This is a genomic window from Micromonospora sp. NPDC048830, from assembly GCF_043198215.1.
GTDB lineage: Bacteria > Actinomycetota > Actinomycetes > Mycobacteriales > Micromonosporaceae > Micromonospora.
Genome location: NZ_JBICUP010000048.1, coordinates 31,547 through 47,979, shown reverse-complemented (window position 1 = coordinate 47,979; position 16,433 = coordinate 31,547). Strand labels below are relative to the sequence as shown.

Annotated in this window: 17 protein-coding genes; 8 read left to right on the top strand and 9 right to left on the bottom strand. The window is 73.7% G+C overall.

The window, feature by feature from the left end:
- Positions 1-351: 351 nt before the first annotated feature.
- Complete coding sequence (locus ACGFIZ_RS28925; RefSeq protein ID WP_393424686.1) at positions 352-1,374, top strand: XRE family transcriptional regulator; 1,023 nt, start codon at positions 352-354, stop codon at positions 1,372-1,374.
- Positions 1,371-2,255, top strand: coding sequence for a ribokinase (locus ACGFIZ_RS28920; protein WP_393424683.1), 885 nt, complete (start codon positions 1,371-1,373; stop codon positions 2,253-2,255). The genes ACGFIZ_RS28925 and ACGFIZ_RS28920 overlap by 4 nt, the downstream gene beginning before the upstream one ends.
- Here the strand turns inward: ACGFIZ_RS28920 and ACGFIZ_RS28915 are convergent.
- From ACGFIZ_RS28915 to ACGFIZ_RS28905, 3 genes are all read right to left on the bottom strand, one after another.
- Positions 2,243-2,836: a hypothetical protein gene (locus ACGFIZ_RS28915; protein ID WP_393424680.1), complete on the bottom strand. Its 594-nt coding sequence runs from the start codon at positions 2,834-2,836 to the stop codon at positions 2,243-2,245. The two genes, ACGFIZ_RS28920 and ACGFIZ_RS28915, sit on opposite strands and share 13 nt — an antisense overlap.
- A 144-nt stretch (positions 2,837-2,980) precedes the next feature.
- Positions 2,981-3,550 (bottom strand): hypothetical protein, encoded by a 570-nt coding sequence (locus ACGFIZ_RS28910; RefSeq protein WP_393424677.1) that lies wholly within the window; start codon positions 3,548-3,550, stop codon positions 2,981-2,983.
- Between the two features lie 381 nt (positions 3,551-3,931).
- Complete coding sequence (locus ACGFIZ_RS28905; RefSeq protein ID WP_347668249.1) at positions 3,932-5,410, bottom strand: glutamate--cysteine ligase; 1,479 nt, start codon at positions 5,408-5,410, stop codon at positions 3,932-3,934.
- 183 nt (positions 5,411-5,593) lie between these two features.
- Between ACGFIZ_RS28905 and ACGFIZ_RS28900 the strand changes: the two genes are divergently transcribed.
- Positions 5,594-5,932: a DUF3817 domain-containing protein gene (locus ACGFIZ_RS28900; protein WP_393424674.1), complete on the top strand. Its 339-nt coding sequence runs from the start codon at positions 5,594-5,596 to the stop codon at positions 5,930-5,932.
- A gap of 2 nt (positions 5,933-5,934) precedes the next feature.
- Here ACGFIZ_RS28900 and ACGFIZ_RS28895 read toward each other — a convergent pair whose 3' ends face one another.
- Positions 5,935-6,123: a hypothetical protein gene (locus ACGFIZ_RS28895; protein ID WP_393424671.1), complete on the bottom strand. Its 189-nt coding sequence runs from the start codon at positions 6,121-6,123 to the stop codon at positions 5,935-5,937.
- A 58-nt stretch (positions 6,124-6,181) separates the two neighbouring features.
- Positions 6,182-6,727, bottom strand: a complete 546-nt coding sequence (locus tag ACGFIZ_RS28890) for a hypothetical protein (protein WP_393424668.1) — start codon at positions 6,725-6,727, stop codon at positions 6,182-6,184.
- A 141-nt stretch (positions 6,728-6,868) separates the two neighbouring features.
- On the opposite strand from ACGFIZ_RS28890, the gene ACGFIZ_RS28885 reads away from it, so the two are divergent.
- The 3 genes from ACGFIZ_RS28885 (at position 6,869) to ACGFIZ_RS28875 (ending at position 10,670) form a co-directional block, all read left to right on the top strand.
- Positions 6,869-8,005 (top strand): Vms1/Ankzf1 family peptidyl-tRNA hydrolase, encoded by a 1,137-nt coding sequence (locus ACGFIZ_RS28885; protein WP_393424665.1) that lies wholly within the window; start codon positions 6,869-6,871, stop codon positions 8,003-8,005.
- Between the two features lie 74 nt (positions 8,006-8,079).
- Positions 8,080-9,525: a hypothetical protein gene (locus ACGFIZ_RS28880; protein WP_393424662.1), complete on the top strand. Its 1,446-nt coding sequence runs from the start codon at positions 8,080-8,082 to the stop codon at positions 9,523-9,525.
- A gap of 263 nt (positions 9,526-9,788) precedes the next feature.
- A complete protein-coding gene (locus ACGFIZ_RS28875; RefSeq protein ID WP_393424659.1) occupies positions 9,789-10,670 on the top strand; it encodes a SigB/SigF/SigG family RNA polymerase sigma factor in 882 nt (293 codons plus the stop codon).
- 35 nt (positions 10,671-10,705) lie between these two features.
- Here ACGFIZ_RS28875 and ACGFIZ_RS28870 read toward each other — a convergent pair whose 3' ends face one another.
- The 4 genes from ACGFIZ_RS28870 to ACGFIZ_RS28855 form a co-directional block, all read right to left on the bottom strand.
- A complete protein-coding gene (locus ACGFIZ_RS28870; RefSeq protein ID WP_393424656.1) occupies positions 10,706-11,185 on the bottom strand; it encodes an STAS domain-containing protein in 480 nt (159 codons plus the stop codon).
- 116 nt (positions 11,186-11,301) lie between these two features.
- A complete protein-coding gene (locus ACGFIZ_RS28865) occupies positions 11,302-11,748 on the bottom strand; it encodes a DUF4383 domain-containing protein (protein WP_393424692.1) in 447 nt (148 codons plus the stop codon).
- Positions 11,749-11,891: 143 nt separating this feature from the next.
- Entirely contained in the window at positions 11,892-13,049 is a 1,158-nt protein-coding gene (locus ACGFIZ_RS28860; protein ID WP_393424653.1) for a glycosyltransferase, read from the bottom strand.
- A gap of 29 nt (positions 13,050-13,078) precedes the next feature.
- Positions 13,079-14,062: a glucosyl-3-phosphoglycerate synthase gene (locus ACGFIZ_RS28855; protein WP_393424689.1), complete on the bottom strand. Its 984-nt coding sequence runs from the start codon at positions 14,060-14,062 to the stop codon at positions 13,079-13,081.
- A gap of 216 nt (positions 14,063-14,278) precedes the next feature.
- Here ACGFIZ_RS28855 and ACGFIZ_RS28850 point away from each other — a divergent pair, with 216 nt between their 5' ends.
- Positions 14,279-15,310: a Gfo/Idh/MocA family protein gene (locus tag ACGFIZ_RS28850; RefSeq protein ID WP_393424650.1), complete on the top strand. Its 1,032-nt coding sequence runs from the start codon at positions 14,279-14,281 to the stop codon at positions 15,308-15,310.
- The gene (locus ACGFIZ_RS28845; protein ID WP_393424648.1) at positions 15,303-16,391 is read left to right on the top strand and encodes a zinc-binding dehydrogenase; all 1,089 of its coding nucleotides are present in this window, start codon (positions 15,303-15,305) and stop codon (positions 16,389-16,391) included. Before ACGFIZ_RS28850 ends, ACGFIZ_RS28845 begins: the two co-directional genes overlap by 8 nt.
- Positions 16,392-16,433 lie beyond the last annotated feature (42 nt).

Genomic DNA, 16,433 nt, shown 5'->3' with positions numbered 1-16,433 from the left:
GGTACTCGGAAACGGGTCCGCCCGGTTCGGAGGGAGGCCGCACGGAAAAGGACCTGCTCGTTAGGCAGGCACCTCGCCGGGCGGCCCACCCTACAACACCGCTGGCCAAGTGCGCAGCGCCGAGCTGCCCTACGTAGGGTCTTTGGCGTCGAAAGCGATGAAAGGCTCGGGCTCTACAGCCCCCGACGGAACGGTGCTCTCACCTCGGTGGCGAAAAGCGAAACGCTGTCGCATGCACCGGCAGGCTCAGCTGACCATGCGTTAGTTTCGGGGCGGGGGGCTACGTCAAGCGACGTGGCCTATGACCGGGCTGCTTGGTTGCCTGAAGCCGCAGCTGACGACACGACTATCGTGACGGTGGTGATCGAGGGACGAGCGCGGCAGGTTCGGCTCAGCCGCCGCGCGCTATTGCAGGCGGTGGCTGGCAGCCTGGTGGCGCCGTTTGTTGGTGTGGATGCTGCGCTCGGGGCGGACACGGCTCACGTCGATCCTGCGCTCGTCGAGCACTTTGCGATGCTGCGGTCCGTTCTCGTCGAATCTGACAACCGTGTTGGCGCTGCGGCGATCCTGCCGACGGCTCGGCAGCAACTCGGCCACATCGCTGGTTTCCGTGCAGCCGCCCGGGGCGACCTGCACGACGCGTTCCTGCGCACCGAGGCACGGTGGGCAGAGTTCGCTGGCTGGCTCAGCGACGACCTGGGTGATCGCGTCGCTGGTGACTGGTGGCTCGCGCAGGCGCTGACCATGGCGCAGGAAGTTGGCGACGCGGAGTTCACCACCTACGTGTTCGCCCGTATGGCGCAACGCGCGGCCGAGGCCACCGACCGGGACCGGGTGCTCGGACTCGCCCGCGCGGCCGGGTGCAGCGGCAACGGCCGGGGCCAGGTCCGGGCGTTCGCGGCGCTGCAACGCGCGCACGGCCACGCCATCGCGGGTAACACGGCCGGATTCCAAGCTGCGGTCGACGACGCGCATCACCTTGTCGCGGGTGCCGTCGATGACGGCGGCAGCCTCGGCTCTTTCTGCACCACTGCCTACGTATGGGCGCAGGAAGGCGACGGGTGGCACCGGCTGGGGCGCCCACGCGCTGCTGTCGGCTGCTTCAACCGGGCTCTCGACGCGTGGCCAGATTCCTACCGGCGGGAGCGGGGCTTGTACCTGGCACGAACTGCTGCCGCGTACGCCGCTGCTGGTGAGCCCGGGCGCGCCGCTGCCGCTGCCCTCGCAGCTCTCGAACTGGGCCGCCTCACCCGGTCGGCGCGCACTACGCGTGAAGTCACTGCCGTCGGCAGCCAGCTCACGGCCGTGTTCCCCACGGAGCCCGGCGTGGCGGACCTGCGCGTCGCGCTCGCCGCGTCCCCGCAGCCAACATGACCAACCAGAGAGATCCCAACGGCGTCGTTGACGTCGCCTTCGTCGGCCGGGCCAACATCGACCTGACCGTCCAAGTCCCCCGTCGAGCCAGCCCGGGACGCACTAGCTTCGCCTCGTCCTTAACGGCCAGTCCCGGCGGCAAGAGCCTCAACCAAGCCATCGCCGCAGCCCGCCGCGGAGGACGCTCCTGTCTCATCGCCAACGTCGGCGACGACAGCTGGGGTCACCAGGTCGCGGCGGCGCTGACCGGCGCGGGCGTCGACACCCGCCACGTCACGCTCCTTCCACAGACGACCACCGGGGCGGCGATCATCGAAGTCACGCCCGACGGCGAAAGCTACATCACGCTTGCCCTATCACCCGCGACGGAACTCACCACCGACGACATCCGGCGCGCCACCGACGGCCTCGATGCACAAGCCGTAGTTGTTCAGCTCGACCTGCCACCCCAACCGGTCACCGCGCTGCTAAACCGACGGCCCGCCCCGATCATCATCGGCAACCTCGTACCCCACCGAGAGCTCGACAACGCCCTGCTGCGGCACCTCGACGTTCTGGTGGTCAACCAACACGAAGCCGCTGCCGTCCTGCACACAACCACCGACGACCCCCTCACCGCAGCCGCCGAGCTACGGCAACTCGGACCCAGTACCGTCGTGGTCACCGCCGGAGCGAACGGCGCCGCCTACATCGACCCCCACGGGGCCGGGTCAGTGCCGGCACCGGCCGTATCGGTGGTCGACACCACCGGAGCCGGTGACGCCTTCCTCGGCTCCCTCGCCCTCGACCTGGCGCGAGGCATCCCATTGCCTGACGCCATTACCACCGCCGTCCACGTCGGGGCCCAAGCTGTACGGCACGCTGGCGCTCAGGCCTCGTAAGCCAAAGAGCTAGCCGGCCAGGCCCTTGTCGGCCAGCACCACCATGCCGGGGTCAGAGCGCCCAGTTCGCGGGCGTAGCCGAGCAGGTCCTCGGCGATCTCCCGCTCGCCGAGCTTCGGGTTGGCCAGGCACCAGGCGAGGGGGAGGCCTTCGGCGGTGGTCAGCAGGTACAGCTTCAATCCCCAGTACCAGCGTGAATGCGACGCGCAGTAGCCGTAGTCGGCGATCTCGGCCAGCGCCGAGCGTTGCGTGGTGGAGCGGGAGGTGCCGCACGGGACTGGGGTGGCGTCCAGCAGCCGCAACTGGTCGTCGAGGCTCGGGCACAGTCCGGCCAGGTACATGGTGGTGCGGCAGATCAGCGGCGCGGCGGCCTTGACCCGTTTGTGGTAGCCGGGCTGTTTCGGCAGGTAGGGGAACAGGTGCCCGAGCCGGGCGTAGCACAGGCGCAGCCAGTGGTGCTCCGACCGGGCACCCAGCAGCACCTGCGCCACGGCCAGGCATACCAACTCGGCGTCCGAGAGCCGCTTCGGTCGTCCTGGTCGACGCCGGCCTGCCGGGATGACGTGGTCGTCGATCAGCACGTACAGTTGGTCAAGAGGGTGTCGAGGTCTGTAGTCACGAGCGGCCATCGATATACTCCTCTCTTTTCACCCTCAACCCGACACGCCGCCCAACATCAATTAGGAATCACTCGTCTAGTGGGCGCGGCGCGGCCCCGGCACCCGTCAGGCCGGCACGCCCGTCACGGCGTCCGCGACGTTGCCCCGGTAGCAGGTGGTGGTGGAGATGCTGGGGGCGGTCACCGCCGGGCCGTAGACGACGTACCGCTGGCCCGTCTGCACGTTGCGGCAATTGATCTGGACCCGGTAGGTGCCGGTGTCGCACTGCGCGGTCCCGCGGCCGTAGTAGTGGTAGTTGCTGCCCTCGTGGACCCATTCCGCCCAGCCGATGCAACCGGTGACGCCGACGGTGGGCAGCGGGTCCTCGACGGGGTACACGCGCTCGGCGACGTTGCCGCTGTAGCAGAGGGCGGTGGCCGTGCCGGGGGCGTTCACCGCGTAGCCGCCGTAGACGACGTACCCCACGCCGGTCTGCAGGTTGCGGCACTGGAGCTTGACCTTGTAACGGCCGGTGGCGCACTGCACGTTGCCGCGGCCCTGGTAGTAGACGTTGGAGCCTTCCTGCACCCACTCCACCCACGTCGTGCAGCCGGTGGGGGCGACCTGGACGCCGACGTTGGACTGCGCCACCGCGACGGCCGGCGCGGGGGCGGCGGCCTGTGCGGGGGCGGCCACGGCGGAAAGGCCGAGAACGGCCGCTGCGACTACCAATAACGCACGCTTGATCAAGTCTGTCTCCTGACGGGGGTAGGGAGAATTCGTCGAACGTAGGGCCCCATATTAAGAAGCGCTTTGAAAAGCGTCTATGGGATGGCGGAAAAGTGCGATTTTGTCGTGGCCGGGTCGGCGGGCGGGCCGGGGGGTGTTTTCAGAGGTTCGAGCAGGCCGGCTACGCCGTTCGGGCACATCGTTCGGTCCCTGTGTAGTTGCCCCATCCATGCGTCCGCCTCTTTGCCGCGGCGGGCATGAGAATTGCGTCGGAATCCGATCTCCGGGTGACAAAAACCGTTTTGTCGCCAGGGATGGCAGGGGAGCCCGACCAGAGGCCGACCGCCGTCAGGGGATCGGCCACTCGTGCACGGGACGGTTGCTGTGCATCAGGGTGACGTAGTGCCGCACCACCTCGCGCAGCGCCTCCGGCCGGTCCAGGTGGTCGGCCGACTCCAGCCGGTGCAGCGTCTCCACCTGCCAGGTCGCGCCGTTGCGGCCCGTCAGGCAGCGCCGCTCGACGACGCCGAGCAGCCGGTCCCGCTCCGCCGGGTCGAGCCCCCAGCGGTCCAGGCCGTGGTGGGCCAGCGGCAGCAGCCGGCGCAGCACCAGCTCGGTGACCGGCAGGTATCCCAGGCCGGGCCAGAACACCTGCGCGTCGATGCCGTACCGGGCGCAGCTGGCGAAGTTCTCCTCGGCCGCGCTGAACGACATCTGCGACCACAGCGGCCGGTCGGACTCGGCCAGGGCCCGGACCAGGCCGAAGTAGAACGCGCCGTTGGCGATCGTGTCGAGCACCGTCGGGCCGGCGGGCAGCACCCGGTTCTCCACCCGCAGGTGCGGCCGGCCCCTCGACACGTCGTACACCGGGCGGTTCCAGCGGTAGACGGTGCCGTTGTGCAGCCGCAGCTCGGCGAGCTTCGGCACGTCCCCGCGGGCGAGGGTCTCCGCCGGGTCCTCCGGGTCGCAGACCGGCAGCAACGCCGGGAAGTACCGCACGTTCTCCTCGAACAGGTCGAACACGCTGGTGATCCAGCGCTCCCCGAACCACACCCGGGGGCGTACGCCCTGGGCCTTGATCTCCTCCGGCCGGGTGTCGGTGGCCTGCTGGAACAGCGGTACGCGCGTCTCCCGCCACAGCTCCCGGCCGAAGAACAGCGGCGAGTTGGCGCCCACGGCGACCTGGACGCCGGCGATCGCCTGGGCCGCGTTCCAGTAGTCGGCGAACTGGGCAGGGCTGACCTGGAGGTGGAACTGGGTGCTGGTGCAGGCGGCCTCCGGGGTGATGGTGTCGGCGGTGACGGCGAGCCGCTCCACGCCACCGATCGAGATCCGCAGGTCCTCGCCCCGGGCGGCGAAGATCTGCTCGTTGAGCAGCCGGTAGCGCGGATTGGCCGACAGCGCGGCGGCGGTCAGGTGCTCCGGCCGCAGGGTCGGCAGGATGCCGATCATCACCATGTGCGCCCCGATGCCCCGGGCCTTCGTCTCGGCGGCGTTCAGGCTGGCCCGGACGTTCTCCTCGAACTCCGCCGTGCCGGTGCCGGCCAGCCGGCGCGGCGCCACGTTGATCTCGACGTTGAACTGGCCCAGCTCCGTCTGGAAGCTCGGGTCGGCGATCGCGGTCAGCACGTCGGCGTTGCGCATCGCCGGCATCGAGTCCTCGTCGACGAGGTTCAGCTCGATCTCCAGCCCGGTCATGGGGCGCTCGACGTCGAAGCGGGACTCCCGCAGCATCTCGGCGAAGACGTCCAGGCACCGCCGTACCTTCTCCCGGTACCGGGCCCGGTCCTCGCGACTGAAGGTCCGCACGCCGACGTCCTGGCCCATGGTCACCACCCTGTCACCGTTGGTTCCTCTAACCTCGCACGCGTGGGCTGGCCAAGGAAGACCCGAGGCCCCCTCCACGTACCCGGATGCGGCCCGGGTGATCCCTGTCGCCCTCCGGCCCGTACGGGCCCGGCCCGCGGGCCCCGCTGGATAGCATGGCCGCCGACCCGTGGGGGAGTGGGGATGCGCGAGAAACTGACCAGGCTGTTCGTCGCGGCGGCGGTCGCCGAGGCGGGTTCGTGGCTGGCGCTGCTGGCCGGCATGGCGGTCAAGTACGGCCCGCCGGCCAACGAGATCGGCGTCAAGATCTTCGGGCCGATCCACGGCGGGCTGTTCATCGCGTACGTCGCCCTGGTGCTCGTCGTCGCCCGGCTGCACCGCTGGCGCCCGCTGCCCGTCCTCGGCGCGCTGGTCTGCGCCGTCCCGCCGTTCGCCACCCTGTTCTTCGAGCGCTGGGCCCGGCGCCGGGGCATGCTGCGCAGCGCGCCGGAGCCGGCCCGCCCGCTGACCCGGGTGGGCTGAGCTCAGGCGGCGGCCAGGAACGCCGTCAGCACGGCGGCCAGTCGCTCCGGAGCCTCCTCGGCCATGTGGTGCCCGGAATCGATCGACGCGGTCCGCACGTCGTCGGCCGCCCGGTCCGGGCCCCGGCCGTGGCGTACCCGCAGCCGGACCTCGCCGACGTCGATCTCCTCCAGCGCGAACCCGTCGAACACGCCTCCCACGGTGCCCGCCGCCGACGCGCCGGAAACCCCGCCGCCCGCCGACGGGGAGTCAGGCGAGCACGATCAGCGCGGCGGTCGCGAACGTCAGCAGGGCGCCCAGCGTGGCCTGGATGAGCAGGGGCGGGCCGAGGTGGCTCCACAGGGTGGCGTGGCGCGGCCGCAGCAGCTGCCCGGTGGTCAGGTTGACGATCCGCTCGACGCGGGGCGGCAGGTCCGGGTCCTGCGGCCGGAGCGTGACCTGTATCCAGTCGGAGGGGTGCAGGGCGCTCTGCGGCAGGTGCCCGTGCAGTTCGACCTCGCAGAGCCGGTTGTCGGAGTCGCGCAGCCGCAGCGGCGTCACCAGGAACTCGGGGCCCTTGCGCAGCTCCTTCCAGCTGCGCCGGGCGCCGGCCCCGCCGGTGGACAGCAGGGCGCGCACCGCAAGCAGCAGCAGGCCCATCACGGCGGCCGCGGTCACCACGGCCACCAGCACCGGCTGGCCGATCCGCAGCTCGCGCGGGTAGCCGTCGAGGAGCCGGACCACCCGGCCGGTGACGATCCGCTGCGTCGGGTGGGCGATCCACCGGTAGTCGAGGTCGCCGTCCATGTTCACCACCCAGAGTCCGGTTCCGTGCAGCGATGGTAGCCGCACCGACGATTGAACCACATAAATGAAATCCCGTCACGTTCGCGGCCCGCCAGGTGACAAGCCCCCCGGCGCGGGTAAGCGGGGGGCCGAGCTGGAAAGGGGTCGAGCATGCAGCTGTCCTTCCTGCGCCCGCTCTACGACCGTCCCGGGCCGTGGTGCTCGGTCTACCTCGACGCCTCCCGGGACACCCAGGACTCGCGCCCCGGGGTCGACCTGCGCTGGCGGGCCCTCAAGGGCGACCTGCTCAACCAGGGCGCCGACGCCGCGACGGTGGACGCCGTCGAGCGGGTGGTCCGCGGCCATGATCCGCTGCCGGGAGACTACGGCATCGCCGTGTTCGCCGCCCGGGGCCGGCCCGCGCTCACCGAGTACCTGTCCGCCCCGCCGCTGCGGGACCTGGCGTCCTGGTCCGAGCTGCCGCACACGATGCCGCTGCTCGCCCAGCGCGGCGAGCAGGTCGCCTGGGTGCGCGTGCTGGCCGACCGGACCGGCGCCGACGCCGTCGCGGTCAGCGCCGGTGGGGTGCCCCGCAAGGCGCACGTCAAGGGGCGGGAGGACTTCCAGCTGCGGCGGGTCAACCCCGGCGGCTGGTCGCAGTCGCGCTACCAGCGGGCCGCCATGGAGGCGTGGCACCACAACGCGGGCGACACGGTCGCGGCCACCGTGGAACTGGCCGAGAAGGTCGGCGCGGAGGTGCTCGTGGTGGCCGGCGACGTCCGGGCCACCGGGATGATCGCCGCCCAGCTGCCGGAGCGCTGGCAGGACATGGTGGTCCGCACCGACGCCGGGTCGCGGGCCGGCGGCGCCGACCCGATGCGGATGGACGACGTCACCGTGCAGACCATCGCCGAGGTGGCCGACCAGCGCATCAGCACCGCGCTGGACCGCTTCGGGATGCAGGAGGACGTCGGCGCCGGGCTGGACGCCGTCGTCTCGGCGCTGCGGCGCAACCAGGTCGACACCATGCTGCTCGTCGACGACCCGTCCTCGACCGAGCAGCTGTGGATCGGCCCGGAGCCGACCCACATCGCCACCGACCCGGCCCAGCTGTCCGCGATGTCGGTGCCCGACCCGCACCGGGTACGCGCCGACGCGGCGCTGGTCCGGGCACTGGTCGGCACCCACGCGGAGCTGGCCGTGCTGGGGCCCGACGAGGCTCCGGACCTGACCGACGGGGTGGGCGCCGTGCTGCGCTACGTCGACGCCGCCACCCCCGGCAGGGGCCACGACGTGCCCGGCACCTGACGGGTGGGCGGGGAATGCCCCGCGGGGTGGCGGATGCCCCGTTTAGACCCCATCGGGACGGGAAGCCGGCCCGCGTGGTGAATGAACGAGGGTGGCCGGGACCGGCACACACGGTGCGCGGGGGACACACGGCGGACGGGCTCGGGCTGGCCGGCGACCGCGTGGTGGCGGCCGGCAGCACCGGCCGGCTCCTGGTCGCCGCGGCCGCCCGGGCGTTGCGCGGGGAGGACTGCGCCGACCTCGGGCACCACCCGGGCACGCCGGCCCGGTTCACCGGCGCGCCGGAGCCCGTACGCCGGGCCGTCGCCGCCCGGGCCGCCGGGCGCACGGCGCTCACCCCCGACCAGGCCACCGAGGTCGACGCGGCCGGGGTGGCCCGGTGGCTCGTCGACCAGTACCCCCGCCGCAGCTACCCCGGGGCGGTGCTGGGCTCCCCGCACGGCGCGGCAATGCACCTGGCGGTGGCCATGGGCGTACCGTGGCTGCCCGCCGCCTTCGAGACGGCCGTGCACTGGACCCGGGGCGCGGTGGACCGGCCCGGGTCCGCCCTGGAGCACGGCGCCGCGCTGACCACCCGGCTGCTGGCCGGCAACCCGGACGTACACGTCCGCCAGGTGCACTGCCCCGCCAGCCGCGGACCGCTCGCCGGCGCGACCGTCTGGCTCGCGCTGCGCTGGCGGTCGCTGCCGGCGGCGTACGCCCGGTTCCTCGCCGACCGGCTCGACCCGGGCGCCCCGGTGCTGCTGCTGCGCGACGCCCGCACCTGGCCGGTGTACGACGCCGCTCCCGGGCACAGCTTCCAGGCCGGCTCCCCGGTCAGCGGCCTCGATCCGGCGGACTTCCACCCCGACTCGCACGTCCTGCGGCAGGTGCTCCGTTCCGCCGGCGGGGACGGCGCCCGGTGGGAGTCGCCGCGGGTCTCCGGCCCGCAGGACCACGCCGAGCATGCCGTGGAGCCCGGCTTCGAGCTGTCCCTGCGGGACTGGGCCGCCCGGCGCGGGCACCCGCTGCACCGGGTGCTGTCCCCCCGGCCCGAGGCGCTCAGCGCCGTGATCGCCGACCTGTACCGGACCTGGCTGCGCCGGGCGGGCAAGACCGGCGACCGGCTGGTGGTCGAGTGCGGCCGGCTGCTGGACCCGTGGCAGGTGGTACGCGCGGGGCTGGTGCCGTACTGGTGCGAGAACGCGGCCCGGCGCAGCGTCGAGGCCGTCGAGTGGTGGCTCGCCGGCAGTGAGCCCTTCAGCTCGGTGGACGTGCTGCCGGAGTCGCCGGGGCTGCGCTCGCCCGCGCTGGCGGGGCTGCCGCAGTGGCTGGCCGTGGCCGCGTTCGGCCGCCGCCGCCGGGCGCTGGACCGCACGGCCGCCCGGGGCTACCCGGTCGCGTCGGTGCCCACCCGCCGGGCCACCGAGGTGCTGCGGGCCCAGCCGTACGACCTGCCGGTCCCGCCGCCACTGCCCGCCGCGGCCGCCGTCGCGGCGCTGCGCGCCGGCGCGGCCCACCAGGGACTGGTGGTGTGCTGACCTGATCCGCGCGCCCCCGCGGCGCGCCCGCGGCCGGTGCCACCAGCCGGCCGAAACATCCTCGCGAACCCGCGGTCGCGTGATTGAGTACCTACGGAGCGGGAACACCGCTGGCTCGACGGCCCGGCCAGGCCGCGCGGCCCGCGGTCGCCGCCCCGTCGACGTTCCCGTCACGACCCACCTTTTCCGGCCCGGTGCGTGGCCAGACCATGCGCACGACCGGTTTCCGAACCGGGCGGGGGACCTTCCTGAGGGAGGCGCGGATGTTCGGACAGACCACCACGACCACACCACCACCCACCGATCGGGGCCTGGAGGACCTCGACGCGGCGGCGCTGGCGTACGCGGCGCGGATCGAGGGGCTCCCCCCGGAACGGCGGCAGGAGGCGCGTGACGACCTGGTGCGTTTCGCGCTGCCGTTCGCCGGCCGGCTCGCCCGCCGGTACCGGGGGCGGGGGGAGCCGTTGGAGGATCTGGAGCAGGTCGCCCGCCTCGGCCTGGTCAACGCCGTCGACCGGTACGACCCGGAACGCGGTTCGTTCACCGCGTACGCGGCCATCACGATCGTCGGCGAGATCAAGCGGCACTTCCGCGACCGGACCTGGGGTGTGCACGTGCCCCGCCGGCTGCGCGACCTGATCCTGGAGGTCGGGCAGGCCACCGCGGCGCTGACCAGCGAGCTGTCCCGGGCCCCCACGGTCGCCGAGCTGGCCGCGCGACTGGAGACGCCGGAGGAGGAGATCCTCGCGGCGCTGGAGTCCGCCGCCGGGTACAGCCCGGCGTCGCTGAACGCGCCGGTCGGCGGGGAGAGCTCGGCCGAGTTCGGCGACCTGGTCGGGGAGTCCGACAACGCCCTGGAGTCGGTCGACGACCGGGTCACCGTCAGCGGGCTGCTGCACCGGCTGCCCTGGCGGGAGCGGCGCATCCTGGCGATGCGCTTCTACGGCAACCAGACGCAGGCGGAGATCGCCGCCCGGTTCGGCATCTCCCAGATGCACGTCTCCCGGCTGCTGTCCCGGGCGTTGACGTGGCTGCGCCAGGCGATGCTGGCCGACGCGCCGCCACCCTGGCACAACGGCGCCGCCGAGGCGGCGCCGACGAAGACCCGGACCGGTGCGGCCGCCGAACCGGTCCGCCGCGACTGAGGTGCGGGGAAGGGCCCCTCGGACGAGGGGCCCCGTCACGTCGCGGGAAGCAGCGCCCACACGACCTTGCCGTCGCCCACCGGCGCGCTGCCCCAGCGGCGGGCCAGCTCGCGTACCAGCAGCAGGCCCCGGCCGTCCTCGGCGCGCACGTCGGGCGCGGCCGCGGGCCGGACCGTCCGCCGGCTGCCGTCGGCGACGCGCCGCACGGGCAGCGCCCGCCCGGCGCGGGACCCGGCCAGCCAGCTCGCCGCGTCCGGTGACGGGGAGCACAACACGAACGGCACGGCCGGCCAGTCGGCCGCCCGGCGGGCGGCCGCAGCGAACACCGACAGCGCCAGCCGGTCCCGGACCGTGACGTCGGCCAGGTCGACCACCAGTGCGTCCGGCTGGGCCGTGAGGCACCCGTCCAGGACGTGGTGCACGGACCGCATGGTCCGCAGGTCGAGGCCGCCGTGCAACCGTACGACGGTCACGGGCGACCCCTCGCGGACCTCGCAGGTGATCCGGCTCGGCATGCCTGGTCCTCGTCTCATCCTCCGGCTAACCGCAGGTACCCGGCGGACCGGAGGGCGAAACGGAGGAACCGGCGGGCGGGCGGGAGGAACGGCGGGACCGACGGGTCGCGCGCCGCTCAGCGGCGGCCCCGGGTGGTGGCCACCCCGAGGGCGATCATCCCGATGCCGAGGCCGAGGTGCAGCCAGTTGTCGGCGCTGTTGACCGGGATGAAGTTGGCCGCCGTCCGGTGGTCGACGACCAGGCCGTAGAGCCACAGCACGAGGTAGATCGCGCCGCCGCCGACCAGGAACGTCCGGGCGCCGTGCACGCTGCGCGAGAGCACCAGCCCGGCGACGCCGAAGGCCAGGTGCACGATGTTGTGCAGGACCGAGACCTGGAACACCCCGAGCAGCTTCGCCTCGGAGGTGTGCCCGGCGAAGTACAGGTCGTCGTACCGGGTGGTGATGCCGGGGATGAAGCCGAGCACCCCGACCAGCAGGAACACCACCCCGAAGACGGCGGCCGCCCGCTGTACGGGGGCGCGGCCGTCCGCCGGGTTGCGCCGGGCCCGGGAGTGAGCCATTGATCCGGTCACCGTGATCTCCTCACTGCGCGGGAAGCTCCCGCCGACGACGACGGTCGCGGCTACCCGGCGCCGGGCACCTCGAAACCCGCCGGCGGCCGTGCTCGTCGCCTGGTGGCGTGCGTGTTCCCCGGTCGGCGGCCTCAGGCGGCCTGCGGTTGGCGGGCGGCGGCGAGCCGGCGGACCCTGTCGTACAGCCCGACGTAGCGCTCGGCCATCACCGCCGGGGTGAACCGCGTCGCGGCCTCCCGCCGGCACTCGCCGGCGTCCAGCAGGCTCGCGGCCAGGACCAGGTCGGCCAGCTCCCCCTCGTCGTCGGTGAGCAGCCCGGTGCGGCCGTGCTCGACCAGTTCCGGCAGGCAGCCGCGGGCGGTGGCCACCACCGGGGTGCCCAGGGCGAGCGACTCCACGACCGCCGTGCCGCCGGGCTCCTCCCAGCGCAGCGGGAACAGCGCGGCGCGGGCGCCGGCGACGAGGTCGTCGCGCTCCCGCCCGGCGACCGTGCCGACCCAGCGCACCAGGTCGCCGTCGACGTGCGGGGCCACCTCGTCGTGGAAGAACCGCACGTCCGGGTTCTGCCGGGCCTCGTCGCCCGCCGCCGCCAGGTCCTCCGGCCGGTGGTACGGCCCGACGGGGCCGGCCAGCACCAGCGGCACGCCGACCGCCCGGGCGATCCGGGCCGCCAGGTCCTGGCCCTTGCCCGGGTAGATCCGGCCGAGCGTCACCAGGTAGTCGCCCTTGTCCACCGGACGGCGGCGGTCGGCGTCCACCGCGAGCGGCGTGGACAGGTGCACGTGCCCGACCGAGTGCTGGCGCAGCGCCAGCGGGGCGCGCGCCAGCTGCGACGCCGAGACCCCGTTGACCCGGACCCGGTCGCCGCCGTCCAGGTTGCCGTAGAGCGCGGGGTGTTTGGCCAGGTCCCAGTGCAGGGTGTGCAGCACGGGCGGGGCGTCCGGGCCCATGGCGGCGAGGGTGGCCAGGCCGACGGCCTCGACGTGGTCGTGCACCAGGTCGATGTCGTCGCGGCCCTGCAGCAGCCGCACCACGCCGTTCAGGTGCGCCTGGGAGACGCCGCACACCTGGTTGTACGGCCGCTGCAACGCCGGGAACTGCCCGTCGTCGAAGACGTGGAACCGCTCGTCCACGGGCAGGGTGCTGGTCGCCACCGAGGCGAGCACCACCCGTACGCCGAGCCGCCGCAGCTCCGGTACCAGGGTGGCGATGACGTTCTCGATGCCGCCGTAGCCGGGCGGCGGCACGGACAGCCACGGGCCGGCGTTCATCAGGACGGTCAGGCTCATGCTCGGTCCTCTCCTGGCGCGCTCGCGCCTCACGCCGCGGCGACCCGCCGGCGGGGCACCCGGTGGCGGAGCTGCGCCAGCGGCGGTCGCTCCTGCACCGAGACGTCACTGACCACGATCTCCCGCTCCAGGCTGGGCAGCGCGTCGGAGCCGCCCCGCCGGAACTGGGTGAGCAGGGCCGCCGGGACGGTGCCCGGGCTGGCCCAGCCGCGCCGCTGCAACCGCGACCACGCGGTCAGCATGATCTGTGCCGACATCCGGCCCAGCGCGGCGGTGTCCTGATGGCGGTGCTTGCGCTCGCCGAGGTCGACCTGGGCCAGCGCGTCGAGCCCGACCAGGTCGAGCAGGTCGATCAGCATCGCCGTCTCCACCCCGTACCCGGAGACGAACGGAACCTGCTCCAGCACCGCCCGCCGTCCGGCGTACTCGCCGGCGAGCGGCTGGACGAAGCCGGCCAGCTCGGGCCAGAACAGGTTGAGCAGCGGGCGGGCCATCAGCTCGGTGACCCGCCCGCCGCCGTCGGCCTCCACGCTGGCCGCGCCGACCAGCGGCCGGTGGTAGAAGCCCTTCACGAACTCGACCGAGGGGTCGGTCAGCAGCGGCCCGAGCAGCCCGGCGACGAAGTGCGGCCGGAAGTCGCGCAGGTCGGCGTCGACGAACGCGACCACGTCCCCCTCCGCCGCCGCGAGCCCCGCCCACAGCGCGTCGCCCTTGCCGGTGAGCCGGGGCAGCCCCCGGGTCATCTCGTCCTGGCTGACCACCTCCGCGCCGGCGGCCCGGGCCACCCGGGCGGTCTGGTCCGTCGACCGGGAGTCGACCACGATCAGCTCATCGACCAGGGGCACCCGGTCCATCAGGTGCTGGCGGATGGTCGACACGATCGCGCCGACCGTCGCCTCCTCGTTGCGCGCGGGCAGCACCACGCTGACTTGGCTGTCGCCCTTGGCCCGCAGGAGCCGGCCCGGCGTCCAGTCGGCCGCCGAGCTGGTCCGGTACGTGGCCCATGCCTCCACCACCGGCGTGACCCTCGCATCTGTCTTCCGCACTGAGACACCCCCAGATCGTGGCGGAAACCGGGAACCATGTTCCCGGTGTGGTCCGCGCGCTAACCGGATTACCTCTACCAGCTTGATCACGGGCTCCGCGCCGCCTGTTTCCGGGTGGACGTTTGACCACGTTTTCGCTGGGCAGTGGTCCGGGTACTGGGAGCGACCGGAGGAAGGGTCAGCATGCGCGGGTGCCGGGTGGGACTGGTGGGGGCAGGCGGGGTGGCGCAGCGCCACGCCCGCGTACTGGGCGGCTTCCCGGACGTGGAGATCGTCGGCGTGACGGACGTGACGCGGGACGCCGCCGCCCGCCTCGCCGACGCGTACGGCGCGCGGGCGTTCCCCGACGTGGACGAGCTGCTGGCGGCCGGGCCCGACGCCGTCTACGTCTGCGTGCCGCCGTTCGCCCACGGTCCGGTCGAGGAGGCGGTCGTCGCCGCCGGGGTGCCGATGTTCGTGGAGAAGCCCGTCGCGGTGGACCTGGACACCGCCGAGCGGATCGCCGACCTGGTGGCCCGGCGCGGGCTGCTCACCGCCGTCGGGCACCACTGGCGGTACCTGCACGTGGTGGAGCAGGCCCGGGCGCTGCTGGCTGACCGCCCGGTGCGCATGGTCGGCGGCTCCTGGCTGGACAAGGTCCCCCCGGTGGACTGGTGGCCCCGGCGGGACCGGTCCGGCGGCCCGGTGGTCGAGCAGGCCGCGCACGTGCTGGACCTGATGCGCCTGCTGGTCGGGGAGGTGAGCGAGGTGACCGCGTACGGCGACGGCAGCCCGCCACCGGTGGACGGCGCGGACATCGACTCCGTCACCACCGCCGCGCTGCGCTTCGCCGGCGGGGCGGTGGGCACCCTGGCGGCCGCCTGCGTGCTGGGCTGGAAGCACCGGGCCGGGCTGGAGATCCTCGCCGACGGGCTGGCGCTGTCGCTGGCCGAGGACGGGCTGACCGTCTGCGACGGCGACGGGGAGCGGCACCTGCCCGCCGACCCGGACGGCGCCCGGATGGCCGTCGACCGGGCCTTCGTCGACGCGGTCCGCGGCGTGGGCGACGACGTCCGCGTCCCGTACGCCGAGGCGCTCGGCACCCAGCGGCTGGCCCTCGCGGTGGCGGAGTCGGCCCGCACCGGCCGCCCGGTGTCGCTGCCCACCGGACCGGCGGCGCTGCCGCGGGTCGCCGCCGCCGGGGCGGCGCCGGCCGGGGCGGTCGTCGATGCGTGACCGGGTGGTGGTGGTCAGCGGCCCGGGCCGGGTGGAGCTGGTCGAGCGGGACGCCGACGAGCTGCGCGACGGCACGTTCCGGGTCGAGACGCTGTACAGCGGGGTCTCCAGCGGCACCGAGCTGAGCTACGTCAAGGGCACCAACCCGTACCTGAACGCCGCCTGGAACGCCGACCTCGGGCTGTTCCAGCCGGACGGGACGAGCAGCCCGTACCCGGTGACCCGGCTCGGCTACATGCAGGTCGGCCGGGTCGTGGAGAGCCGCACCCCGGCCGTCGCCGTCGGGGCCGTCGGCGCCATGACCTACGGCCACCGCACCGGGTACGTCGCCGACCCCGTCGCCGAGCGGTTCGTCCCGCTGCCCGCCGACCTGGACCCGCTGCTGGGCGTGTACGTCGCGCACATGGGCCCGATCTGCGCCAACGGGCTGCTGTACGCCGCCGCCGACCTGTGCGGCACCGACGTGCGGTCCCTCGGCGACGGGGTGCGCGGCCGGCGGGTGGCCGTCGTCGGCTCCGGGGTGGTGGCCCTGCTCACCGCGCTGTTCGCCCGGCGGTACGGCGCCGCGTCGGTGGTGGTGCTCGACCCCACCACGCAGCGCCGGGCGGTCGCCGAGGCGCTCGGCCTGGAGACCCTGGACCCGGACGCCGACGACCCGGCGGTGGTGCTGAAGACCCGGTGGAATCACGCCGTGGGGGACCGGGGCGCCGACGTCGTGTTCCAGTGCCGGGGGCAGGCGTGGGCGCTGCAGCTCGCGCTGCGCCTGCTGCGGCCCCAGGGCACTGTGATCGACCTGGCCTTCTACCAGGCGGGCGCGGACGAGGTCCGGTTCGGCGAGGAGTTCCACCACAACGGGCTGTCGCTGCGCTGCGCCCAGATCGGGCGGGTGCCGCGGGGGCTCGCCCCGATCTGGGACCGGGAGCGGCTGTCGGCCGAGACGATCGAGCTGCTGCTGGCGTACGGCGACATGATCCGCAAGCACCTGGTGTCCGCCGTCGTACCGTTCGAGGAGGCGCCGACCTTGTTGACCGACCTGGCCGAGCGCCGCCGCCAGGAACTCCAGGTCGTGCTGACGGGCTGAGGCGGTGGAGATCGATCCCGCCACGGCCCGGCCGGGGGAGCG

Bases quoted from the DNA above. Each gene is read 5' to 3' on its own strand.
- ACGFIZ_RS28920 (WP_393424683.1), top strand. From the start codon at position 1,371: ATGACCAACCAGAGAGATCCCAACGGCGTCGTTGACGTCGCCTTCGTC.
- ACGFIZ_RS28905 (WP_347668249.1), bottom strand. From the start codon at position 5,410: ATGGGCCAGGACGTCGGCGTGCGGACCTTCAGTCGCGAGGACCGGGCC.
- ACGFIZ_RS28900 (WP_393424674.1), top strand. From the start codon at position 5,594: ATGCGCGAGAAACTGACCAGGCTGTTCGTCGCGGCGGCGGTCGCCGAG.
- ACGFIZ_RS28885 (WP_393424665.1), top strand. From the start codon at position 6,869: ATGCAGCTGTCCTTCCTGCGCCCGCTCTACGACCGTCCCGGGCCGTGG.
- ACGFIZ_RS28875 (WP_393424659.1), top strand. From the start codon at position 9,789: ATGTTCGGACAGACCACCACGACCACACCACCACCCACCGATCGGGGC.
- ACGFIZ_RS28870 (WP_393424656.1), bottom strand. From the start codon at position 11,185: ATGCCGAGCCGGATCACCTGCGAGGTCCGCGAGGGGTCGCCCGTGACC.
- ACGFIZ_RS28865 (WP_393424692.1), bottom strand. From the start codon at position 11,748: ATGGCTCACTCCCGGGCCCGGCGCAACCCGGCGGACGGCCGCGCCCCC.
- ACGFIZ_RS28860 (WP_393424653.1), bottom strand. From the start codon at position 13,049: ATGAGCCTGACCGTCCTGATGAACGCCGGCCCGTGGCTGTCCGTGCCG.
- ACGFIZ_RS28850 (WP_393424650.1), top strand. From the start codon at position 14,279: ATGCGCGGGTGCCGGGTGGGACTGGTGGGGGCAGGCGGGGTGGCGCAG.
- ACGFIZ_RS28845 (WP_393424648.1), top strand. From the start codon at position 15,303: ATGCGTGACCGGGTGGTGGTGGTCAGCGGCCCGGGCCGGGTGGAGCTG.